This window comes from Flavicella sp. IMCC45668 (assembly GCF_057219105.1).
The window spans coordinates 2,296,106-2,320,679 of record NZ_CM170114.1 but is presented as its reverse complement, the minus strand read 5'-3'; the positions used below and the strand labels follow the sequence as shown (position 1 = coordinate 2,320,679).

The 24,574-nt window shown below is 34.8% G+C and carries 19 protein-coding genes; 9 read left to right on the top strand and 10 right to left on the bottom strand.

The annotated features are described in order from the left end of the window. Positions 1 to 26: 26 nt before the first annotated feature. The 4 genes from AC2DZ0_RS09585 to AC2DZ0_RS09570 form a co-directional block, all read right to left on the bottom strand. On the bottom strand, positions 27 to 950 hold the full coding sequence (locus AC2DZ0_RS09585; RefSeq protein WP_484641501.1) for a T9SS type A sorting domain-containing protein: 924 nt from the start codon (positions 948 to 950) through the stop codon (positions 27 to 29). A 207-nt stretch (positions 951 to 1,157) separates the two neighbouring features. Next, positions 1,158 to 2,423 carry an adenosylmethionine--8-amino-7-oxononanoate transaminase gene (bioA, locus tag AC2DZ0_RS09580; RefSeq protein ID WP_484641500.1) on the bottom strand — a complete coding sequence of 422 codons (1,266 nt, stop codon included), beginning with the start codon at positions 2,421 to 2,423 and terminating at the stop codon, positions 1,158 to 1,160. 69 nt (positions 2,424 to 2,492) lie between these two features. Next, positions 2,493 to 3,110, bottom strand: a complete 618-nt coding sequence (gene bioD, locus AC2DZ0_RS09575) for a dethiobiotin synthase (protein WP_484641498.1) — start codon at positions 3,108 to 3,110, stop codon at positions 2,493 to 2,495. 1 nt (position 3,111) lies between these two features. Continuing rightward, positions 3,112 to 4,236, bottom strand: a complete 1,125-nt coding sequence (locus tag AC2DZ0_RS09570; RefSeq protein ID WP_484641497.1) for an aminotransferase class I/II-fold pyridoxal phosphate-dependent enzyme — start codon at positions 4,234 to 4,236, stop codon at positions 3,112 to 3,114. A gap of 221 nt (positions 4,237 to 4,457) precedes the next feature. Here AC2DZ0_RS09570 and AC2DZ0_RS09565 point away from each other — a divergent pair, with 221 nt between their 5' ends. Continuing rightward, a complete protein-coding gene (locus AC2DZ0_RS09565) occupies positions 4,458 to 6,161 on the top strand; it encodes a DUF1800 domain-containing protein (protein WP_484641496.1) in 1,704 nt (567 codons plus the stop codon). An 11-nt stretch (positions 6,162 to 6,172) separates the two neighbouring features. Then, on the top strand, positions 6,173 to 7,792 hold the full coding sequence (locus AC2DZ0_RS09560; RefSeq protein WP_484641495.1) for a DUF1501 domain-containing protein: 1,620 nt from the start codon (positions 6,173 to 6,175) through the stop codon (positions 7,790 to 7,792). Positions 7,793 to 7,849: 57 nt separating this feature from the next. Here the strand turns inward: AC2DZ0_RS09560 and AC2DZ0_RS09555 are convergent, their stop codons facing one another. The 4 genes from AC2DZ0_RS09555 to AC2DZ0_RS09540 form a co-directional block, all read right to left on the bottom strand. After that, positions 7,850 to 8,143, bottom strand: a complete 294-nt coding sequence (locus AC2DZ0_RS09555) for a F0F1 ATP synthase subunit delta/epsilon (RefSeq protein ID WP_484641493.1) — start codon at positions 8,141 to 8,143, stop codon at positions 7,850 to 7,852. 89 nt (positions 8,144 to 8,232) lie between these two features. Then, positions 8,233 to 9,744, bottom strand: coding sequence for a F0F1 ATP synthase subunit beta (atpD, locus tag AC2DZ0_RS09550; protein WP_484641492.1), 1,512 nt, complete (start codon positions 9,742 to 9,744; stop codon positions 8,233 to 8,235). Positions 9,745 to 10,077: 333 nt separating this feature from the next. Beyond that, positions 10,078 to 12,978 carry a TonB-dependent receptor gene (locus AC2DZ0_RS09545; RefSeq protein WP_484641491.1) on the bottom strand — a complete coding sequence of 967 codons (2,901 nt, stop codon included), beginning with the start codon at positions 12,976 to 12,978 and terminating at the stop codon, positions 10,078 to 10,080. Positions 12,979 to 13,080: 102 nt separating this feature from the next. After that, positions 13,081 to 16,410, bottom strand: a complete 3,330-nt coding sequence (locus AC2DZ0_RS09540) for a reprolysin-like metallopeptidase (protein WP_484641489.1) — start codon at positions 16,408 to 16,410, stop codon at positions 13,081 to 13,083. A gap of 178 nt (positions 16,411 to 16,588) precedes the next feature. On the opposite strand from AC2DZ0_RS09540, the gene AC2DZ0_RS09535 reads away from it, so the two are divergent. Further along, positions 16,589 to 17,515: a bifunctional riboflavin kinase/FAD synthetase gene (locus AC2DZ0_RS09535; RefSeq protein WP_484641488.1), complete on the top strand. Its 927-nt coding sequence runs from the start codon at positions 16,589 to 16,591 to the stop codon at positions 17,513 to 17,515. Positions 17,516 to 17,628: 113 nt separating this feature from the next. Next, complete coding sequence (serS, locus tag AC2DZ0_RS09530; protein WP_484641487.1) at positions 17,629 to 18,903, top strand: serine--tRNA ligase; 1,275 nt, start codon at positions 17,629 to 17,631, stop codon at positions 18,901 to 18,903. Positions 18,904 to 18,973: 70 nt separating this feature from the next. Here the strand turns inward: serS and AC2DZ0_RS09525 are convergent, their stop codons facing one another. Next, positions 18,974 to 20,167 (bottom strand): hypothetical protein, encoded by a 1,194-nt coding sequence (locus tag AC2DZ0_RS09525; protein WP_484641486.1) that lies wholly within the window; start codon positions 20,165 to 20,167, stop codon positions 18,974 to 18,976. Between the two features lie 159 nt (positions 20,168 to 20,326). Between AC2DZ0_RS09525 and AC2DZ0_RS09520 the strand changes: the two genes are divergently transcribed. The 3 genes from AC2DZ0_RS09520 (at position 20,327) to mgtE (ending at position 22,830) form a co-directional block, all read left to right on the top strand. Further along, positions 20,327 to 20,653, top strand: a complete 327-nt coding sequence (locus tag AC2DZ0_RS09520) for a DUF4286 family protein (RefSeq protein WP_484641485.1) — start codon at positions 20,327 to 20,329, stop codon at positions 20,651 to 20,653. A gap of 64 nt (positions 20,654 to 20,717) precedes the next feature. Next, positions 20,718 to 21,491 (top strand): 16S rRNA (adenine(1518)-N(6)/adenine(1519)-N(6))-dimethyltransferase RsmA, encoded by a 774-nt coding sequence (rsmA, locus tag AC2DZ0_RS09515; RefSeq protein ID WP_484489821.1) that lies wholly within the window; start codon positions 20,718 to 20,720, stop codon positions 21,489 to 21,491. Then, positions 21,478 to 22,830: a magnesium transporter gene (gene mgtE, locus AC2DZ0_RS09510; RefSeq protein WP_484489820.1), complete on the top strand. Its 1,353-nt coding sequence runs from the start codon at positions 21,478 to 21,480 to the stop codon at positions 22,828 to 22,830. The genes rsmA and mgtE overlap by 14 nt, the downstream gene beginning before the upstream one ends. Here the strand turns inward: mgtE and AC2DZ0_RS09505 are convergent. Further along, positions 22,819 to 23,355, bottom strand: coding sequence for an RNA methyltransferase (locus AC2DZ0_RS09505; RefSeq protein WP_484641483.1), 537 nt, complete (start codon positions 23,353 to 23,355; stop codon positions 22,819 to 22,821). The two genes, mgtE and AC2DZ0_RS09505, sit on opposite strands and share 12 nt — an antisense overlap. Positions 23,356 to 23,483: 128 nt before the next feature. Between AC2DZ0_RS09505 and AC2DZ0_RS09500 the strand changes: the two genes are divergently transcribed. Together AC2DZ0_RS09500 and AC2DZ0_RS09495 are read left to right on the top strand one after the other, a co-directional pair. Continuing rightward, positions 23,484 to 24,221: a metallophosphoesterase family protein gene (locus AC2DZ0_RS09500; protein WP_484641482.1), complete on the top strand. Its 738-nt coding sequence runs from the start codon at positions 23,484 to 23,486 to the stop codon at positions 24,219 to 24,221. A 169-nt stretch (positions 24,222 to 24,390) separates the two neighbouring features. After that, a complete protein-coding gene (locus AC2DZ0_RS09495) occupies positions 24,391 to 24,564 on the top strand; it encodes a hypothetical protein (protein WP_484489818.1) in 174 nt (57 codons plus the stop codon). Positions 24,565 to 24,574 lie beyond the last annotated feature (10 nt).

Genomic DNA, 24,574 nt, shown 5'->3' with positions numbered 1-24,574 from the left:
AGGAGTTTTCAACAATTTTAAAAAAACTATTTTTTTTGAAATTTATAAATGAAATTTTTATGTTCTGTATCAGTTTTTAAGATATAATAGCCTCTTGGCAAGTGTGATAGTTTTATACTTATTTCAGTTTCACTAGTCGTTTGTGAAAAGACCAACTGCCCCATGATATCATAAATAGAAATTGCATAAATTATCCCTTTACTTCTAATAGATAGATAATTTTGCACAGGGTTTGGGTATATAGAGAAGTTGATAGAATCCTTTGTGTAATCTGATTTTAAGACCCCTGAAATTTGAATAGTACCAATAACATCTTCAGGATAGCTGTAGCTTCCGAAATTCCAGTTGGAGATATTGGTGAATTGTTTGGCGCAATCTGAAATACTTAAATTGCTGCAAGTGTCAGGACCGTTATAATATCCCTCAGTAACAGTTGGTTGATAGATAGCGTTCTCGCCATCTACTAGTGTTGTTCCGGATAAAGTACTCCCGGGTGAGTCTGAATCACCAAAGTAACTTAAGAATGTTCCATAAGAAGATCTTGTTCCAGTGATTGCAATTATTTCATCATCGGTTAAATCTAAAGAGAAGCCCCCATCGCTTTCTGTAGCAGTTCCAATGGAAGCCTGTATACCAGGACTGTTGTCATTTGCATTTTCTATATGAACGACTGTCCCTTGAGATATGATTTCTCCAGTGCTGTTTACCCAGGTTACTTCCCCTTCCGTAGTTGTTGATGCAAAAGAGTTACCTGTCCATTCTTCATCGATAAATTTAATGGTAGTGTTGTTAGGGCAGTCGTCTAAAAGTAAAAATGAAAATCCATCAGGATTATCATGATAAGCAACAATAACAATATCTCCGGGTTCGGAAATAGAATTGTTTTGCACTTGGGCAAAAGAAATAAGTTGTGTTGTTAAAATCAGTAAAATTGATAATTGTTTTCTCATAGCATTTATTTTAGTTGTCATTTAAAAAGCTATGTGAAAACCTTGTGGTTGCACGTGTCAAATTACTATCTCAAGATAGTAATTTGAAATTTTCATTAGAGGAATAAGAATTCCTTTCCATAGCTTATTTAAGTTAAGAAAGGTTTTTTTAAAAAGAAAAATTGGCGCAGAGAATTTAGTAAAACCTGTGTGTTAACATAGGTTAATTTAGAAGGTTTCTAGTGCACTTTCAATCACCGTATAAATTTTTTCTAATTCTTCATTTGTAGTAATAAAGGGTGGTAAAATATAGATTGTGTTTCCTAAAGGGCGCAAACAAACACCATTTTTCATAAAAAAATTAAAAAGTTGATCTCTTAGATTTCCATAACGTTGCATCTCAATATTCAAATCTAAGGCAAATATTACTCCTGTTTGTCTTGTAGTTTTTACTTTTGGGTGATTCTTTATCCTTTCATTAAATGCAGCATGTTTCTTCTGAATTCTAATACTGTTTTCTTTCATTTCTTTAGAAATAAGAAGATCAATTCCTGCTGAAATTGCGGTACATCCAAGCGGATTAGCAGAGTAGGTATGTCCATGAAAAAAACCTTTAGAAATCTCACTATCATAAAAAGCATCATACACTTTTTGAGAACAGGTAGTGAGCGCCATTGGTACAATTCCTCCCGTAAGTGATTTAGACAAACACATAACATCTGGTTTGTTTTCTAAATAGTCTGAGGCAAAATATTTTCCAGTTTTTCCAAATCCGGTCATTACTTCGTCTGCAATACACACAACGTTGTTTTGCTGTGCAATTGCAATCAATTCACTTAATAATGCTGCAGGGTACATTTTCATGGCAGCTGCCCCTTGTACAAGTGGCTCAAAGATAAACGCAGCAATTTCACCGGTAGCAATCAATTGAGTAAAACTTTCTTTAACGTTATCGAAGTTTTCTTGTGTGGGTACTTCAATACGATCTATCGTTAATAAGAAATCTTCAAACGGACCATTGTAAACAGAAAGTCCGGATACGGACATTGATCCAAAAGTGTCTCCGTGAAAAGCATCTTCTAGGGCAATGATTCTATTTCGTTTTTCTCCTTGGTTGAAATGAAATTGAAGTGCCATTTTAATAGCGACATCAACAGAAGTAGATCCATTGTCTGAAAAAAATATTTTTTGTTGATTTTTAGGTAAAATAGTCATTAGTTTTTCTGACATTTCAACAGCAGGCGGATGTGTAAATCCGCTAAAAACAACCTGGTCTAATGTTCCTAATTGGGTTGTAACTTTATTGATGATGTAGTCATTACAATGACCATACATACAAGTATACCAAGAGGCGATTCCATCGATATAAGTATTGCCATCTTCATCATAAAGCAATGCACCCTTGGCTTTTACTATTGCCAAATGATTTGGGTGTAGTTTGTGTTGTGTTAGTGGATGCCACAAATGTTTTTGGTCACGTTCTTGTAAGTTCATTTTAGTGCTATTTCTATAGGAAATTCAAATGTACAATTCTATAATGTAAGTGAGGCTTAGGTTTTTTAATTATAACTTTAAGAGGTTTTCTCTAAATAAATTTGCATACTTAAGCGTTGTATCCTGATCAATAGTTTGTTCTTCATCAATCCTACCAATAACATTAGCTCCTGTCATTTTTAAGATGATAGATTCTGTTTCTTTGTTTTCTGAACCACTAAAGATTATGGAAACCTCAAAGCCTTTTTCTTGTAGCATTTTTACGGACAGTAATGTATGATTGATGCTGCCTAAATAATGACGAGAAACCAAAATTACTTTGTAGTCTGGTTGTATGATATCAAGGATAGTATGAGTGTCATTTAAAGGGACTAATAATCCACCAGCACCCTCAATTACTAGGGTGTTCTCTGTAGACGGACAGTTGATGTTGCTAAGTTTGATATTGATATTTTCAATTGCAGCTGCGGCATGGGGACTCATTGGAGTTTCCAGGGCATAGCTGTTTTTATAAAATTTAGAAGTCGTATTGGATATTAAGTTTTTTACTTTGTGTGTGTCAGAATAATCCAATTCACCAGCTTGTATTGGTTTCCAATAATCTGCCTTTAAGGCTTCTGTAACAATTGCAGAGGCTACAGTTTTTCCTACCTCTGTTGAAATTCCAGTGACAAATATTTTTTTCATGTTATAATGTTGCTAACGCTGTTAATAATGCATCTATTTCTTGGTGTGTATTATAGCTATGGATGCAGATTCTTAATCTTTCTTGACCTTTTGAAACAGTAGGTGAAAGAATGGCTTTAATATCAAATTCGTTTTCTTGCAGTTTTTGTGCGAATGCTTTTACAATGTTATTGCCCGGAATAATACAACAATGTATAGCACTGTTGCTTGCAACAAAATTAGAGTCTAATTTTTTTTCAGAAACTCCTTTTTTGAAGTAGGCGATATTGCCTTGTAATTTTTTTAATTCGGGTGTGGTTTGTAATTCTAGATACGCAGCCTGTATGGTTGCAATACTATGAGCAGCTGCTGCGGTTGTATAAATAAAAGATCTAGAAAAATTTATCAAATAGTTTCTTAACTCATTACTCCCAAGAATTATAGCTCCATGACAACCGAGAGCTTTTCCAAAAGTATGAACTCTTGCAAAAATTTGATGCTCCAAGCCTAGTTGTTGCACAGTTCCTTTTCCTTGTTCTCCAAAAACACCATTAGAGTGGGCTTCGTCTACAATTAAGAGGCATTGATACTGGTTGCATAAATTTACAATTGATTGGAGAGGTGCGCTATCACCATCCATAGAATAGATGGTTTCAATTGCTATATAAATGGTTCCCTCAGCTTTTTTAATTTTTTTTTCGAGATCTTCTGTGTTGTTATGCTTGAACTTAAATGATTTAGCATTACTTAATCGAATGCCATCTCTTATAGATGCATGAATTAATTCATCAAAAATTATGGTATCTCCTTTTTGTGCAATACAAGAGAACAAACCAATATTAGCATCATAACCAGAGTTGAATAGCAAGCCACTTTCAGCATTATGAAAATCAGCAATAAGGTTTTCAGTTTCTAGATGAATGTCGTGTGTACCTGAAACGAGTCTAGAGCCGGTACTTCCATTTTTAAAGATTTGAGAATTACACAGCTCATTTGATTTTTTACTGATTGCTATGTTTTGAGAAAATCCCAAATAGTCATTTGAAGAAAAATCAATTTTATTTTTGTCGTTTGTAAGAACACGAAACGAATTGTTGTTTATTCTTTCGTTTAGTTTTTTCTCAAGATGATTAGGGAAAATAGACATATTTAGACATTTGTATATTTCAAAATACACTGCGAAATTAATGAACTTTTTTAGAATATAAATTTTTAAAAATAAACTGATAAAAACTATTTGTTATAGTGAATATCACATTTGTGTTATAACACTTTGTAATAATTTTGTAAATTTGTAAGAATCACTATTTGAGACTATTAACCAAGTTCTGAAGAGTGTGTATATAAACTTAATCAAAAAATAAAACAATGGCATCATTAACCCCTTATACAGGTACCCTTGGTAAAAGATTAGCCAAACATTTACTAAGAAGGGCTACATTCAATATTTCTAAAGACAGAATAGATGAATTTAGTGCTTATACTCCTGCACAGGCAATTGCGAAACTAGCAATCATTCCTGATAAAAATTTAACACAACCTATTCATTATGTAGATGGAGAATTAACACAGCCATCTCCTTGGATTGATGATGATCCGACCTATGGAGCTGTGAATGTAAACAATGGGAGTGGAGGTTCAAAACTTAGGTATTTTGTTGTCGGATGGTGGTTGGATGAAGCGAAAAGAGATACTTCCTATCGATCAAAAATGGCCTATTTTTTATATACTGATTTTACTGCCGCTAGTGCGAATTTAAATGGCCAGTATGGTACGTTTTATGATTATTTACATTTGTTAGAGAGACATTGTTTAGGCGATTGGAGGGAATTTATTTTTCAGATGACTAAGAATCCCCAGATGTTGAATTATTTGAATAACAACCAAAATACTGTAGACAACCCAAATGAGAATTATGCTCGTGAATTGTTGGAATTGTTTACTATTGGGAAAGGGGCTCAAGCAGGTGTTGGAGATTACACAAATTATACAGAAAGTGATGTTGAGGAGGCCGCAAGAGTTTTAACCGGTTGGAAATATTATTACGTAAATACTGTAAAAGATCCGGATAAAGATAGATATCGAGTAACAAATGGCGCTGAATTTGGTGATATTCCTTGTGGGTATCCTTCTAGATGGCAGCATGATTATGATAGAAAAGAATTCAGTCATCGTTTTGATAATTATGTAATTGAAGCTTGGGATAAATCAGGAACTACCAATGAGCAAAAGGATGCTAGGATGGAGGCAGAGCTCAGAGAGTTCATCGATTTGATATTAAGCAAAGATGAAACGGCCAAATTTATTTGTAGAAAATTATATCGTTTTTTCGTGTCAAGAACCATAACTACTGAAATAGAAAGTGATATTATTGAGCCTTTAGCGGTAACGTTTAGAGCGAATTATAATTTGCAGGAAGTGATAGATCAATTGTTGTTGAGTAAGCATTTTTATGATCTTGATGATGTAAATAGTACGGACGAAATTATAGGAGGATTAATAAAATCTCCCTTAGACTTGGTTTTGCAAACGTTAACAATAACGGATTACCCTGTTCCGGATCCAATTACGCATGGACAACATCATTATCTAAATTTTTATTATTGGCAGATTGTTTTGTCAATTCTGGAACCCGCAAGTCAAAATCCTTTTTTCCCGCCATCAGTGGCAGGATTTCCTCCTAATTATGAAAATCCAGATTTTGATAAATTTTGGTTCAATTCTTCAACAATAATTCCACGTTATAATATGGCTGATGTATTATTGAATGCTGGGAAAACCAAAACAACATTTTATGTAACCACTTTTGTAGAAAATTCTGTAAGCGATCCTTTCAATCCTACTACGTTGGTTTCTGAATTGGTTGAGATTATGTTTCCAGAACCTATTGATGCGGATAGGTTGAATTATTTTGTAAATGATATTCTATTAGAAGGCGGTGAAACAACTCCTCAAATGTGGGCGGACGAATGGAATATATACAAAAACTCAGGAAATAATTCGGGAGTTGAAAGTGTCTTAAAACCATTGTTTAGAGCACTGACATGGGCACAAGAATTTCAAAATAATTAAAATATCAGAACATGAAAAGAAGAAAATTTTTACAACTATCGGCTTTAAGTTCTGCAAGTGCATTAATTTTAAATGGCCACAAAGTAAGTGCGTTTTCCAAAACTGCACTATTAAATAATATCCCGGCAGCCATCATTGAAGGAAGATCTTTAGTGATGATTCAGTTGTTAGGAGGTAATGATGGATTGAATACCTTGATTCCGTTGGATCAATACGACGATTATGCAAATTTACGACCTACTTTAAAGTTAGCCAATTCTGGTGTCAATGCTGCTATTAATTTAGATAGCACACTGCCTTTAGAAGATCAAATGCTTTTACATCCTGCGTTAACAGGCTTTAAAAGTTTATATGATGCAGGTAAGTTAAATGTGATCAATAGTGTTGGGTATCCAGTAATTAATAAATCACATTTTGCTGCACGTGCGTTGATGTTGAATGGGGGAGATGGAACGGTTGAAAATGCGAACAAAACCTCTGGTTGGATGGCTCGTTATTTGCATTCAGGATATAATTATCAAGATTATAGTGATCCGTTAGGAATTCAATTAGGAAGTAAAAAGCCATCATTAGGTTTTCATTCAGAAAATGAGCATAAAGTGGATGTGAATTTAACGGGTCAAGATGTTTCCGGTTATTATAGTGTAATTTCGAATATAGGAAATCCGGAACCAAGTAGTATTCCAAATTCAGAGTTTGGAGACAATATGAGTTTTATTTCACAAACCGAGCGAGCTACTAATGCTTATTCACAAAGGATAAGTGAGGTGTTTGATGCGGGTAGCAATAGTAATATCTCATATCCAGATTACGATTTGGCAAATCAGTTGAAAACAGTTGCCAGAATGATCAAAGGAGGTTCTAAAACAAAAATATTTTTGGTGACTGCTGGTGGTTATGATACGCATGCTGATCAGGTTGAAGGTGGAGCAAGTCATACGGGAACTCATGCCAATTTGTTAAAAGAATTGGGTGATTCAGTAAAGGCATTTCATGATGATATAGAGGCTATGGGGATTGATGAAAAGGTTGTTTCTGCTACATTTACCGAGTTTGGTAGAAAGCCTTTAGAAAATGGGAATTTTGGTACGGATCATGGAAATTTAGGGCCTATGTTTGTGATAGGTAGTGCTGTGAATCCGGGTGTTACTGGAACCAATTTAGATCTTTCTTCGATAGTGAAGCATTTTGACGAAGGTCAGATGCAGCATGATTATAGGCAAGTGTTTACAACCTTAATAGGAGATTTCCTCGGGGCCTCAAGTGATGTAATTGCTGGAACTGAATTTTCTGAATATGATGGAGATAAAAAATTAGATCTTATTGGAGCAAGTCAAAAGGCTTTGAGTACAGATCGCATTCAGGTACCGAAAAATCAAATGACCGTTTATCCAAATCCGGTTCAAGAAAATTTTGTGTTGAAATACGATAGTAAGATGTCTTACAGAGGTTATTTAGTATTATATAATATCTCGGGAGCTGTAACTTTTACGATGCCTTACGATTTTGATTTTGGGATTAATATTTTGCCTTCGATTGACATGCGTAATTTTAAAGCAGGACATTATATTTTAGCAATAAAGGATAGTTTTAATAAAACCATGGCGAAACAGCGCTTGGTTAAGGTATAAACAAAAAAAACTCCGAGTAAATTAATACTCGGAGTTTTTTTATTATTTGAAAAGTAATTAGTCTACTAAGATAACTACTTTGTTGTCTTTCATTTCAACAGTACCTGAAGTAATCTTTAGTGTAAGAATTTTATCATCATCTATATGAGTTTCAAAAAGACCACTTAATTGGTCAAATTCTAAATGCTCCTTAGTATGAACGTGAACTTTTACAATTCCTTCTTGTAAAACAGATACAATTGCAGCGTGATTTTCTAACATTTGAAAGTTACCATCTACACCTGGAACAGATACAGAGTCAACTTGGTCGCTAAAAATCGTAGCTTCTGGTGATACTATTTCTAAAAACATATTTTCTTTAGTTTTTCGTTTTTAGTTCTTAGTTTTTAATTTGGGTTGTTAAAAACTCAAAATTCAAACTAAGAACTCAAAACTTATTTTTAAGCTTCAGCTAACATTTTCTCTCCAGCGTCAATTGCGTCTTGGATAGAACCTCTTAGGTTAAATGCAGCTTCAGGGTATTTGTCTAATTCACCATTCATAATCATGTTAAATCCTTTGATAGTGTCTTTGATATCTACCAATACACCTGGGATTCCTGTAAATTGCTCAGCAACATGGAAAGGTTGAGATAAGAAACGTTGTGCACGACGTGCTCTGTGTACGATTAATTTATCATCTTCAGATAATTCCTCCATACCTAAGATCGCAATAATATCTTGCAATTCTTTGTAACGTTGTAATAATTCTTTTACATTTTGAGCACACTCATAGTGTTCTTTTCCTAAAATCTCTTCTGTTAAGATACGAGAAGTAGAATCCAATGGATCTACCGCTGGGTAAATACCTAACTCAGAAATCTTACGAGATAATACCGTAGTTGCATCTAAATGGGCAAATGTAGTTGCCGGTGCTGGATCCGTTAAATCATCCGCTGGTACGTATACCGCTTGTACAGATGTAATAGAACCAGTTTTTGTAGAAGTAATACGCTCTTGCATAGCTCCCATCTCAGTTGCCAATGTTGGTTGGTAACCTACGGCAGAAGGCATACGTCCTAATAAGGCAGATACCTCAGATCCTGCTTGTGTAAAACGGAAAATGTTATCTACGAAGAATAATACATCTTTACCTTGTGTAGGGTCTCCAGCTCCATCACGGAAATATTCAGCAATAGTCAAACCAGATAAGGCAACACGTGCACGTGCTCCAGGTGGCTCATTCATTTGTCCGAATACGAAAGTTACTTTAGAATCTTTCATTTTCTCGTGGTCGATCTTTTCAAGATCCCATCCACCTTCTTCCATTGAATGCTCAAATTCTTCTCCGTATTGGATAATTCCAGCTTCAATCATTTCACGCATCAAGTCATTTCCTTCACGTGTTCTTTCTCCTACTCCTGCGAATACAGAAAGTCCACCATGTCCTTTTGCAATATTGTTGATCAACTCTTGGATCAATACAGTTTTACCTACTCCGGCTCCACCAAATAATCCAATTTTACCTCCTTTTGAGTAAGGCTCAATTAAGTCAATTACTTTAATTCCTGTAAATAAAACTTCTGTAGATACAGACAAGTCTTCAAATTTAGGAGCATCACGGTGAATAGACATTCCCTTGTCTCCGTCCTTTGGTAAAGATTGTAACCCATCAATAGGATCTCCATTTACATTGAATAAACGACCGTAGATGTTATCACCTACTGGCACTTTAATTGGGCTTCCAGTAGCAACTGCTTCTACACCTCTACTCAAACCATCTGTTGAATCCATTGCGATACATCTTACAGTATCTTCACCGATGTGCTGTTCTACCTCTAAAACTAGTTTAGATCCGTTATCCCTTGCGATTTCTAATGAATCGAAAATTTTTGGAAGACCTTCTCCTGTTGTAAATGCGACATCAATTACTGGTCCAATAATTTGAGCAACTTTACCTGTTAATTTAGACATTGTTGTAACTATTAATTGTTAGTTCTATTTTTCTATGTGAGTTTTACCTCGTTTTTCAGGGTGCAAATATAGAAGTTTTAATTTGAAATAAAAATATGTTTTTGGGTTTTTTATAGTCCCAAAAAGTATTTTTTTTTAAAGGATTTTCATAAAGTTAAATGGAATGCCTAATGGCCTTGTATTTAGTGATCTATTGAAGATTTAGACTTCTTTCAAATGTTTGCTGCGTTGGTTTTATTCAAAAAGAATTTCGGTTTTTTTTGAAATCATTTTTGCAATAAAAAACCACCTTGTTTTGAAGGTGGTTTTTTCTGCTTGTTTTTCTGCTTGTTTTTAGAATCCTCGAACCGTCCAAGATGCATAAACTTGACTTCCTATGGTACCCGCTCCAGGAGCACTTTGGTATTCATGTCCTAATAAATTGGCTGCTCCAATTTTTAAAACAGATTTAATTTTTGGCATTGCATATGTTACCTGAGCATCCACCGTAGTTCTTGCTGGTAATATAGCGTCTATAAAGGTAGATTCCCATAAATAGGCATCGTTCCATCTAGCATCCAATCTGAATCCAACATTATGTCCAATGTTATTGTTTCCGAAAGAAACCTTTACCTTATGTTCTGGGGTGTTAAACCCTGCTTCATAATCTGGATCCGTGCTTTGGTCAAAATCAAATTTAGCCCAAGTATAATTGAAACCTAGATCATAGTTTCCAAAAACTTTTGTACTCAAACCAATTGCGGCTCCGTAAGAAGAGATGTCTGCTTTGGAATTGGTATAGGTTTGAAATGCTTGGTAATCCTCGTTTCCAATAGCGGCTAATAAATATTGTGTATTTGGGTCAGTAGCGACGTTATCTGGATCTATTGTAGAAACATCTCCATAAAATGGAGTTACAACAGTTTTATTCCCAATGAAGTTTTTGTATATATTATAATAAGTACTAAAGTCGATTACCCATTTTTTTACAACACCACGGTATCCCAATTCAAAAGCAGTTACTTGTTCTGGTTTGACAAAGTCGACTTGTGATTGTTCTAATAATCCTGCATGAAGTGCAGCTGCTTGTTCAGGTGTAATTGCCCCACCGCTTTCGATAACCGTTTTTTCTACTTCGTCACCAAAGATAGTTAAGGAATTTAGTGTGAATGAGTTTTCATAGGCGTCGCGACCGGAAAGAGTTACAGAGTCTGGTACTCCTGGAAGAGCTGCCCCTTTATCACTAACTTCTTTAGGTCTAGATTCATATCGATCTAAATTGTCTGGTGCAGATCCCACTAGAATCGCGCGTCCTAAATCAAGTCCAATATATTGATCTTGTGTGGTTGGGTTTCTAAATCCAGTTTGGTATGAGATTCTGAAATTGTGTTTTTTTGCTTCATCGGCATTGTAAACCAACGATACTCTAGGAGAGAAAAATCCATCAAAATTTTGTGATTTATCATAACGTACAGAGGCGGTTAGTTTCAGTTTTTCTTCTGCCAGCCATTTTTGACCCTGTACATAAGCTCCAAATTCATCATAGTCGATTGGACCATCTGCATCCGTAAAGATAGTACCGCTAGAGTTTAAGGAATACCTTCTTGCCGATCCTCCCAATTGGATTTCTGCGAAAGAAATTTTGTCTTTAAAGTTGTAATTGATATCTGAATGGTAGATTTTTGATTTATCTACAAATTTTGATCCAGTATTTAAATCTCCGTCAGAAATTGTTTTGTTGAATAATTCCTCAAATTCAGGAGTTCCTGGTTGAGGGGTTAAAAGTGCATCAGCAGATGTTCTTGCAATACCATGGGCTTGCTCAGAAGTTGCTCCCCCTTGAACTGCTTGTAAATATGCTCCGGTATAAGTTCCAAACCAAGGCTCTGCATTTCCTTTGTTCATGTTTACCCCGGTAAAAAACATGTCATACGAATCTCCGGCATCTTCTGCGGTCATATACGCTCTCCAAAAGAAATGATTGTTACGTACCTCTAATTTATGCTGTTGCATCACAAAGTTTTTAAGGTAGTACCTATTGGCTCCTTGGTATACCGTATTACCGGTACCATATTTACCATTGTAGCTTATTTCTAAATCGCCACCCGTAGGTCTGTAATACAGTCCAACATCCGCTTTGAAACTTCTTGCCTTATAGTCGGTTAAATCTGTTTCTCTATAACCTGTTCTACTCACATCTTCTGATGGTACTAAATTTGAAGCACCACCTGGAATTAGTCCTTGAGACTCTAAAACTTGTGCAACTTCGTTGATATTTGCTTGAACTTCATCACCATATACATTTGCCTGGTCAAATGCAGGACCTGTTATTTCTGGGATTATTTGATCTGGTTTCCCTGCTCCCTGGTCAACATATTGTTTGTAATCCGTAGCAGCCCAGTCAGTTCCGTCTAAAAAGGAAAGCGTTGCTTTTGCAGCAAATTTATCGTTGAACTTTTTCGCAACTCTTACACCGGCATCTATAAATTCATTGGTTCCGTTGGCTTCTTGAATGGTTACACCAGATTTTAAATAAGCACTCACTCCTTCGTGGTCAAAAGGGTTTTTACTATTCATAAATAAGATACCGTTAAAGGCATTGGCTCCGTATAAGGCAGAAGAAGCACCTGGAAGCAATTCAACACCTTGTATGTCTAACTCAGAAATTCCCAATAAATTTCCTACAGGGAAGTTCAAAGCAGGAGAGGCATTATCCATTCCGTCTACCAGTTGTAAGAAACGTGTATTTGAGAAAGCAGCAAACCCTCTTGTATTAACCGATTTAAAAGTCAAACTACTTGTATTGACATCAACTCCTTTCAAGTTTTCAAGTCCGTCGTAGTAAGATGCCGAAGAAGTGTTTTGGATCTCTTTGATTCCCATTCTCTCAATAGTCACCGGAGATTCAAAAATTCTCTCAGGTGTCCTGGAAGCAGAAACAACTACTTCATCAAGAACAGTTCCTTCGTGCAGGTTAAAATTGATTGATTGGTTGCTAGCATTAATGGTTTTAGTCTCTTTGTTAAAACCAACACTACTTGCTTGTAGTATAAAAGGTGGTGTTTTACTTGTTTCTAAAGTAAAATTTCCATCAAAATCGGTAGAAGTTCCGATTGTAGTGCCTTTTATTGTGACACTGGCTCCTGGGATAGGTTCATTTGTTTTTGAATCAATTACTTTACCCGAAATGGTTGTTTGAGCAAATGAAACAGCACTAAAAAGAACGAACGAAATAATCAATAAATGGTTTTTCATAGGTATATAGTTGGTTAGTTTCTATGAAAATACAATTTTTTTTCACAAAAAAAAACTAACCAATCATATTCCTTGTCGTTTGAATACGTTTAAATCAGGTGTTTAGTATTTCAGATAAAGCCAACCTTTTTGTGTTTTGTACTTTGGATCAGAAAAGCTAATCTCATAAATATAGGTCCCAATAGGAAGTTTAGAACCGTTGTTTCCTGTTCCATCCCAATCATTTTTGTAATTGCTGGAAGAGAATATTATTTGTCCTTGTAAATTAAATATTCTCACATTTGCGTTTGGTAAGGTTGGATGCTCAAAATTTGTTGTGTTTATGTTTTCTATGGTCCAATAATCATTGATTCCGTCTCCATTAGGAGAAAATGCTTTAACGGCAGCAGGAGAATCATCCTCAGGGAAGTTTCCTGAGCTTAATGCATTTTGGTCAATTCCATTGATTGTTATTTTCCAATCGTTTAAAGTTCCTTCATCATCAGCGGCATTGTCGGAGATACTTAAGGTCCAGATCCCTAGACTTTGTTTTTTTGAAAATAAAGATAGAGGTTCCAGAGGTCTATAAGAGCCTGTGTATGGAGCGGTTCCTTGAGTTATTGAAATCGAGGCATTGTCGTTAAAAATAGTATTATCATAGTTGGTTCCTTCGTCGTCACTATGTGTTACAAGTAATACCTTTTCGTTATCAGGATTTGTTAAATAAATCTCAAGATCGCCCACATAAGTGTGTGATATATCAATCGTAACAAGAACTTCTGATATGTAAATATTGTCGGTAATATTTATTTCTGAGGTGATTCCATCTGGAGTATTATCAGGAATAGATATGGTTTTATTATTGGTGAAATTAAATTCTTCAATAGTTCCGGTGGTAAATTTATAAATTTGAGAAAAAGTACCCGTGTTACAGCTGTTGGTCTCTCTTACTCTCCAATAATAAGTGTTGTTTTCAACTAGGTTGTTTGCAGCATATTTTTTTAAATCGGTGTTGCTAGACTCAATAATATTGGTGAAGTCTAAATCTGTAGCTATTTCAATATAGTAAGCGTTGAATTGCGTTTCTGTGTTCCAGGTAAACTCTATCGCTGTTTCTAAGCTAGTAATATTGTTCTGAGGGTATTGTAAATAAGGAACTGTGGTGATCTCAGTATCAATTGTAAGTGATAATTCTACTGTATTGGTCTCTGTAGTTGCAGTACCCGTAAGCTGTGGTTGGTAGGTTCCGACGAGTTCGTTGGATGTATTTGATATAGTCACTTCAACCATAGTGCCATCTGTAGTCGCTGTTTCTGGAGAAAATGTAGCAGAAGTTCCTTCTGGTAGATTGGACATTGAAAAAGTGGTTGTTTCATTAAAACCTTGGAATGTATTGTATTCAAAAGAATATACGGCATCGTTTGGCGCACAAGTTTTTGTAGAACTTTCTGTAAGACTCATGATAAACTTGGAAGATTCTATTATGAGGTCTGTGGCATTGATGTTATAGAAAATATTATCAACAGCTTCTACTTTTATTCTTGCATTTGATGTAGAAACCTGAGGGATAATAATATTATGACTTCCATTGTTCAATACGTTGGAAGCTGCTGTAATTGGAAATGTCATTCCTCCGTCTTCTGAAATTAGGATGTTTACAAAATCCGCATTAATTGGCGTTAAATTAGTGTCTGCCACTTCCCAGGTAACATTAGTAGATTCACCAGCGTAAAGAGTTTCTGAAGTGGTGTGAGAAGTAACCGCAAAAGATGCGTTTGTGTTTTCTACAGTGATTGTTATGTCATCGGTATCAAATTGACCATAGGGAGATCCATTATCTCTTGTAGTCAATCTGAATTTTAAATTTCTAGAAACAGAAGGGAGCTGTTCCCAGGTTGTACCTGTGCTACCTGTTAAAACAGTTTCTATAGCCGGGAAATATCTTTCAGCAGTAGTACTTCCTACTAAAGACCTAAATAAAGGACCCGTGCTGCTGTCTGCTTGAGGAGGCATTTGCGCAGTTTCTTTATCCATTTGCTCCCAAGTATAATGAAGCGCTCCTGTACCAGAAGTTCCTGTACCTGTTAGTACAAATGGAGTGGAAGCAGGGATGTTGTAATTTAATCCTGCATTTGCGGTAGGTGCTGCTTCTGTAATGTCATTCTGTTGGGCACAAGTGCTGTTTCCTAATACAATATTGTTATACATCTGTTCTAAACTAATTCCATGAAAATAGTCATTGCTGTTACTTTGCACATTAGGGCTACAAATACCTGCATACCCCATGATAGTTGATCCACTTCCGGGTTCTACGGAGCTGCTATTAGAAATATTACCACCACAAGAATTATTAAATGTATGTGTTGCTCCAAATTGATGTCCCATTTCATGCGCTACAAAATCAATATCAAAAGAATCTCCTTTAGCAGGGGTTCTACCGGAAACACCTTGTGCTTTTTTACTAGTACATGGAGATGCTAATTCAGCTAAGCCAGAAAACCCGGTATTGAATAAATGTCCGATATCATAATTAGCAGAACCAATAATAACATCACATTTGCTTTGAACTTCTTCTAACATTTTAAAGTCATCAGAACTCGTGTATCCATCTGTTTCTGGGTCTAGAAAAATCAAATCGTCATTGTTTTCAACCAATTGCATGGTTAGTGCAAGTTCTTTTTCAAAAACTCCGTTGATCCGTGTCATGGAAACATTCATGGCAGCAAGAACGGCTTCTTTCTTTTCTGTGTCTGTTGCAGAAACTGGAATTCCTTGGTCTGTCAAGTGGTATTGAGCATATTCACCAGTACAAGATAGCGCTAGTCTGAAAATTCTTGATTTACCATCATTGGTACTTGTTTTTTGTTCGGTGTTTTTTTTGTTTTTAGCAATGGAGGTAGCTTCATCAGTTACTTTACACTCATAATTCATGTTGTCAAAATCAATATCGCTTTTGTCATACACTTTATAAGTTAACGCATCTTTAGTATAGGGGTCAATAAATTCAGTATTTCCATTTTCTCTTAATTTCATAGAGTGCAATCCAATATTACTTACACTAAATCTAATGGTGTTGTTGGGAGTGTTTTTTGAGACTCCTAAGTAAGATTTTATATTTGGATATTTTTTTTGAAGTTCTGGAGCCAAGGTTGAAACTTCTGTAATGGTATATGTTGTAAGTGCTCCTTGTTTATTAGGGAAAGGAATTTCTAGATTGGATTTATTTATTTTCTTCGCAAGCTTTGTGTTTTTTAGAAGCGTTTTTAAACGATCTATATCCAGTCTGTAAATTTTTTCTTTTTCTAATTGTGTGATTTTTGCATTTTTTTGAAACAATAATAGACTTGTAGAGGATTCTTCTGTCCATAAATCTTCATTTTGAGAAAACCCGAACGAGGTTGCAAAAAAAGACAGTAAAATAAAGTATTTGAGTTGATTAGTAATATTGTCCATAAAAAAGTGCTTGTATCACAAACTTATTTAAAATAAATTAGAGTTGTAGATAAAATTGATAGAAGTTGAATTCTAATTGTTAAAACCTCATTGAATTTTTAAAAAAAAGGAGGATTTTTGAAGTTAAATAAAAAATGGGTGTAAATTTGCAGCTGTACTAAAATTTAATTTTGTCCCGTTGAAAGTAATTGAAAATTACAAGAATTTTACCGAAACCAAAAAATCTATTGTAACCATTGGGACTTTTGATGGTGTGCATATTGGTCATCAAGAAATTATAGCTCAGTTGGTAGCAACGGCGAAAAAAAATAATGCCAATTCTGTATTGCTTACTTTTTTTCCTCACCCTAGAATGGTGCTGCAAAAAGATAATAGTATTAAGTTGATCAATACTATTGAAGAGCGTATTGAAATTTTAGAAAAAACAGGATTAGATTATTTAATCATTCATCCTTTTGATAAAGATTTCTCTAGATTAACTGCTTTTGATTTTGTGAGGGATATTTTAGTAAATCATTTAAATACTGCGCAGCTGGTTATAGGGTATGATCATCGTTTTGGTAGAAATAGAGAAGGTGATTTTGAACAATTAGAAGAGTATGGAGAGATGTACGATTTTTTAGTACAAGAAATTCCAGCACAAGATATCAATGCAATTTCTGTTAGCTCTACCAAAATCCGAAGAGCTTTGGCCGAAGGAGAAATACAAAAAGTATCAAAATATTTAGGACATTGTTTTACGCTTTCAGGAAAAGTTGTCTCCGGTAAAAGGTTGGGGAATACTATAGGGTATCCAACAGCTAATTTAGAGATTAAGGAATCTTACAAACTCATTCCCAAAAAAGGAGTTTATTTGGTAAAGTCTATAATCAATCAACAGGAGTTTTACGGGATGATGAATATTGGCGTGAGGCCAACCGTTCAGGGAGAGTCTCAAACTATAGAAACTCATTTTTTTGATTTTGAAGGTGACTTATATGAGCAAAATTTGCAGATTGAATTAATTGAGTTTTTAAGAGAAGAACAAAAATTTCAATCAATTGAAGCTTTAAAGGAGCAACTTGCTTTGGATAAAAAAAAATCATTAGAACTGATAGAAAATTAAGAGCTGTACTCTATGAAGAGTAGCACTCTGTAGTATAGCTTAAACTATTCTGTTTTTATGGGCTTTTTGAAAATCTATTTTTATAAATTTGCCTTTTTAAAATAGATGATAAAATGTTACAAGTTCACTACATAAAAGACAATAAAGAAACGGTATTAGCCGGATTGGCAAAACGTAACTTTAAAAATGCTGAAAGTACTATAGATGCTGTATTACAGGCAGATGAAGATAGGAAATCTACACAAGCAGCATTGGATGCCATTTTGGCTGAGTCTAATAAAATATCCAAGGAAATTGGAATTTTATTTAAGTCTGGTGAGCCTCAAAAAGCAAATGCATTAAAAGAAAAAACAGGTGCTTTAAAAGAAGAGTCAAAAGCATTGACAGACAAGCTAGCAGCTGTAAATGTTTCTTTGCAAGAATTGCTATATACAATTCCGAATATTCCTAATGGAATAGTACCTACCGGAACTAGTGAGGAAGATAATGAAACTGTTTTTGAAGAAGGAGAAATTCCAACGCTTCATGAAGGAGCTTTACCGCATTGGGAACTTGTTAAGAAATATGATATTATCGATTTTGAATTGGGTAATAAAATTACAGCGGCTGGTTTTCCTGTGTATAAGGGTAAAGGAGCTAGATTGCAACGTGCGTTGATTAACTACTTTTTGGATAAAAATTCAGAAGCTGGATACCAAGAAGTTCAGCCTCCTTATTTGGTAAATGAAACTTCTGGTATTGCAACGGGTCAATTACCGGATAAAGAAGGACAAATGTATCATGATGCTAAAGATGATTTGTATTTGATTCCTACAGGGGAGGTTCCTGTGACGAATATTTATAGAGATGTGATTTTAAAATCAGAGGAATTTCCTGTTTTAAATACAGCATATTCTCCATGTTTTAGAAGAGAAGCAGGGTCTTATGGAGCACATGTTCGTGGTTTGAATAGATTGCATCAGTTTGATAAAGTAGAAATTGTTAGAATAGAAAAGCCAGAGAATTCATACAAAGCATTGGATGGTATGGTTGAGCATGTGCAAGGTTTGTTGCGTGATCTAGGATTGCCATATAGAATTTTAAAACTATGCGGAGGAGATTTAGGTTTTACATCAGCATTGACATATGACTTTGAAGCCTACTCAACGTCACAAGGAAAATGGTTAGAAATTAGTTCTGTTTCGAATTTTGAAACATTTCAGGCAAATCGTTTGAAATTGAGATACAAAAATGAAGAAGGGAAAAAGCAATTGGCACATACTTTAAACGGAAGTGCTTTGGCATTACCAAGAGTTTTGGCTTCTTTGTTAGAGAATAATCAAACTCCTGAAGGGATAAAAATACCAGAAGTATTGGTTCCTTATACAGGTTTTGATATGATCAATTAAAAAATAAAGTAATACGAAAAAGCCCTTTACAACTTGTAAAGGGCTTTTTTTATGTGTTGTAAAAAGTTGTTTATTTTCTTTTTGATAATTTATCGTTAATATCCATTAGATATTTGATTCCAACGGCTTCCATTGGGTTGGCTCCATCGCTTCCTCCACCAATGACAATATTTGGTACATTTGCTTTTGCTAGTTCTCTAGCAACACCAATTCTTGTTTCCATTTCAATACTGGCAGCCTCTAAGGGGGTTAAACCAGCAGCCACTTTAAGTTTATCTCCTTTGGCTTCAGCTTCTTTTAATACTAATTTAGCAGCGGCATCTAGTTTTGCTTGTTCTAAGTTTTCCGCTGCAACGAGTTTTGCTTTTCTGGCTCTAATTACCTCTTGTAACTCATCTGCTTCTTCGGTTGCTTTAGTTTTCGCAATTAACTTTTCACCTTTAGCTTTTTCTGTAAGTGCTTCTTGTTGAGCAGTTATTAGCTCTTGTTTCGCAGTTGCTTCATCAGAAGCAGCATCAATTTTTGCTTTAAGTTTTTCATAAATTCTGTCATCATAAATCACTTCATCAATTGAGGCAAACGAAGCTACGATTCCATATTCTTGAATATCTGAAACACTTCTCTTTATATTTCCGTTTTCATCCAACTTTTCTTGAACTTGAATGTAGGTTTTAGTAGATCCATCTTCTAATAGCCGCGTTTTAGTTTCAGTAATCAATAATACTTGTCCATTTCTTAATTGATCTTGGAAATATTCATTTAGTTGTGATTGACCACCAGAATAGTGAGCTTCTGAGCTCATACGCTGAGTACTATAAGAGGCAATTTGCTTCTGATACATTAACAAGGTTGTTGTCATTAAATTGTTAATATTGGTATATGTTTTGTGCAAATCAATCATTTTCGATTTATCACTGGGCAAATCCCATTTTGTTGTGTGGCTCAAGGTGGCCGCATCTCCTTCAGAAAAGGTCCCCATGTGAGGCAACATATGATAATCGGCATCAGGAGAGATATGTTCTCGACTGCTTACTTGAATTGTAACGTTATTTGGGTATGTTGTAACCTTTGAAAAGAATCCACTAAAATATAGACCAGGTGTAAAACGAACATCTAAGTCACCAGATAAGGTTTGAACAACTTGTCTTTCCCCAGCATCATTATTGCTGAAAGGGTTGAAGGATACAATGGCAATAGCAAGTATTCCGATCCCAATAAAAATTTTTACACGTGTCGGTGTAATTCCAAAATTACTTAAGTTCATAGCTTTATAAAGTTTTATAGATGCGAAGAAATACTATTTTTTTATGTTAACAAGGAAAAGTCATATTTTTTTTGTCATAAAAACTGGAGTAGCAGTAAATTGGGTAGCAATATTATTCTAACTATCTTTGAACTCTGAAAAAATAAAAGAAATTAGAAGATGTACGTATATAATATTACTACAAATATTGAAGGTGATTGTGAGCAAGAGTGGTTATTGTGGATGCAAGAAACTCACATTCCTGAGACTTTAGAAACCGGAAAATTTATCTCTGCAAAAATGTGTAAAGTTTTGGTAGAGGAAGAAATGGGAGGTGTTACTTATAGCGTACAATATACGGTAGAAACAAAAGAAGCTCTTGAAGCATTTTATGCTGAAGATTCTGTGAATCTAAAAAACAAAATGAACGCAAAATATGCTGGGAAATTTGTTTTTTTTGAAACCGAAATGAAATTGATCGATAAGCAGTTCGCATCAAAAAATTAAAATTTAATTGTTATTTGCCTGTAACTAATGTTCTAAGCAAATGTGCGCCAAATACGAAAACGTAATGACAGTAAGAGCCAAAAAACATTTAGGACAACATTTTTTGAAAGATGAAAAATTTGCTAGTGATATTGCAAATAGTCTTACAGAGAAAGGATATGACACTGTTTTAGAAATTGGTCCCGGAATGGGAGTAATGACAAAGTATTTGTTAGAAAAAAACTATACAACTCATGTTGTTGAAATAGATACTGAGTCTGTTGAATATTTGCAAAACACTTATTTGAAATTAGCACCTAGAATTATTTCTCAGGATTTTTTAAAAATGAACTTGTCTGATTTTTTTGAAGGACAGTTCGCGATAGTTGGTAACTTTCCATATAATATTTCTACGCAGATAGTTTTCAAAACCTTAGAGTTTAGGAATCAAATTCCTGAATTTTCAGGGATGTTTCAAAAAGAAGTAGCGGAAAGAATAGCAGAAAAAGAAGGAAGTAAGAAATATGGTATATTATCTGTACTTGCCCAAGCATTTTATGATGTTGAGTATTTGTTTACTGTACCTCCCACAGTTTTTAATCCACCTCCAAAAGTAGATTCTGGTGTGATTAGAATGATCCGAAAGGAAAATTTTACCTTACCAGTTGACGAGAAAATGTTTTTTAGAGTTGTGAAAACTGCTTTTGGTCAAAGAAGAAAAATGCTGAGAAGTAGTTTAAAAGCTTTAAATTTATCCGAATCATTAAGAGATTCAGAATTATTTACCAAGAGACCAGAACAATTGTCTGTAGAAGCATTTATTAATCTTACTTCATTGATAGAGAATGACACCCATTGAAATTAATAAGGATTTTTTAAGTGATGTTAAAGAGCTTATAGGAAAAGGAGATAATCTAGCATTGTCTTCCCTTTTTGAAGAGATGCATCATGCTGATTTAGCTGAGGTTTTAGAAGAGCTAAGTTTTGATGAAGCCGTGTTTATTATCCGTTTGTTGGATACAGAAAAAACAGCCGATATTCTTACGGAATTGGATGAAGATACTCGTGAGAAAATCTTACAAGAGTTGTCTTCAGAAGAGATTGCGAAGGAAATAGGAGAACTGGATTCTGATGATGCAGCCGATATTATTGGTGAGTTACCTGATGAGCAAAAAAATGAGGTGATTTCTCAGTTAGAGGATGTAGAGCATGCCAAAGATATTGTGGATCTTTTGCGTTATGACGAGGATACTGCTGGAGGGCTGATGGGGAAGGAGTTGATTAAGGTTAATGAAAACTGGACCAATCTTCGATGTGTGAAAGAAATGCGAAAGCAGGCCGAGGATTATGATAAAGTACACACTATTTATGTGGTGGATGATAATGATGTTCTGAAAGGTAGGCTTTCTTTAAAAAGTTTATTGACCACTTCAACAAAAACTCCTGTAAAGGATGTTTTCAATCCGAAAATCACTTTTGTAAGAGCTGATGAAAATGATGAAGATGTTGCCAAAACTATGCAGAAGTATGATTTGTTTGTGGTTCCCGTGGTGGATGAAATGAACAGATTAATAGGACAAATTACCTTAGATGATGTTGTAGATGTAATTAGGGATGAGGCAGATAAGGATTATCAAATGGCAGCCGGTATTACGGAAGATGTTGAAGCGGATGATAGTATCTTACAACTGACAAAAGCAAGGCTACCATGGCTTGTACTAGGACTGTTAGGAGGTTTGGGAGCAGGCTCGATTATGGGGGGATTTGAAGAGGCATTAAAAAATTATCCGAAACTATTTTTCTTTACTCCGTTGATTGCCGCAATGGCTGGAAATGTTGGGGTTCAATCAAGTGCTATTATGGTGCAAGGTTTGGCCAATAATAACATTAAGGGTAGCGTGGTAAGTAGATTGTTAAAGGAAGTGGGACTTACTCTGCTAAATGGTTTAGCTTTAGCGCTACTAGTATCTATTTATGGTTTTTTTCAAATAGATAATAGCACCATTACGTTTGTGATTGCATTAGCCTTGATGATCGTTATTACGATAGCAGCCGTTATTGGAACTTTTATTCCGATTCTTTTAGATAGAAATGGTATTGATCCCGCACTTGCAACCGGTCCGTTTATAACCACCAGTAACGATATTTTTGGAATTTTAATTTATTTTATGATTGCCAAGTTTATGCTAGGCTTTTAATCTTAGTTTTTCCAAAAATTTCCATAACACAATTCCAGTGGTTACAGAAATATTCAAGGAATGTTTCGTACCAAATTGTGGTATTTCAATGCAATGATCAGAAGCAGAAACAACTTCTTGTTGTACTCCTTTGACTTCGTTCCCCATTACAATAGCATATTTGTTATCTATTGAAATCTCAAAATTTTCTAACATAGTAGCATTATCTGCTTGCTCAATAGAAGCCACTGTATAGCCCTCTGATTGTAATTTATGAACAACCTCTATCGTGTTTTCTACATACTCCCATGCAACTGTTTCTGTGGCTCCTAAAGCCGTTTTATGGATGTCCTTATTAGGAGGTGTTGCAGTGATCCCACATAAATAAATTTTCTCAACAACAAACGCATCACTTGTTCTAAAAACAGAACCAATATTATTTAGACTTCTAATATTGTCTAAGATAACTACCAACGGAATTTTTTCAGTTTGTTTGAATTCATCCACTTCTAGTCTGTTAAGTTCACTGTTTTTTAGTTTGCGCATCATTCGGTTTTAGGGATTCAAAATTAACGAGTTTTCTGAGCTCCTACAAATTTATTTGATTGTAAAACTTGTGTTATCTTCGAAAGAATTATGTGGTTGTTTTAAAGAATTATTTTAGATTTGAGCCTATGAATTTATCAGGAAGAACTTTAGTTATTGGAGATATACATGGTGCTTTAAAAGCTTTGATTCAAGTATTGGAAAGAGCAAAAGTCAAAGAAAATGATTTGCTTATTTTTTTAGGTGACTATGTGGATGGGTGGAGTCAATCACCTGAAGTGATTAATTATTTGATTCAACTAAAGGAAAGTCATAATTGTATATTCATGAGAGGGAATCACGATGATCTTTGTTATCGATGGTTGAAGCATGGAGAAAGTAATGAAACTTGGCTCATTCATGGCGGGCAATCCACGGTAGCTGCCTATGAAAAGATACCTTATAACTTTAGAAGTATACATATTCATTTTTTAGAAAATTTACGGGATTATTATCTAGATGATCAAGATAGATTGTTTGTACATGCTGGTTTTACGAATCATAATGGTGTTGCGCATGAATATTTTGATAGAATGTTTTATTGGGATAGATCTTTGTGGGAAATGGTTTTAGCCATGGATAAGACTTTGAAAAAGGGTGATCAATTTTATCCTAAGCGTTTGTCTCACTACAAAGAAATATTTATCGGCCACACGGCACTTTCTAGAATTGGCAAAGACACACCTGTAAATGCAGCAAACGTATGGAATGTTGATACCGGTGCAGCCCATAAAAATGCACTTACAATAATGGATGTGGATACGAAAGAATTCTGGCAGAGTGATGCAGTATACAAATTGTACCCTGACGAGAAAGGGCGAAATTAACGTGTCTGACGTTAAAATTTTGTAAATAACTTAACATATGTATATTTTTTTGTATATTTACACCCCCTAATGATTTACGAAACTATTTTTTCAGTAGCAACTGTTTGACACGTTGTGAAGTTGCAGGTGATTAATTTCTCTTGTATGTATGAATTGTAAATTGTAAGTTATGAAAATTGAATTGTTCAAAAAACCCAATGAAAATGTTGTAGCAATAGCTGTAACTTTTGTCCTTTTTATTTTATTATTTGTCTTAAAAGTTCAAGAGGATAAAAGCCGTGTAACAAGTAAACTTATAAAGGGAACTGAAATTGAATTGGCAAGTACTTCTATTATTAAATAGAGATACTGTA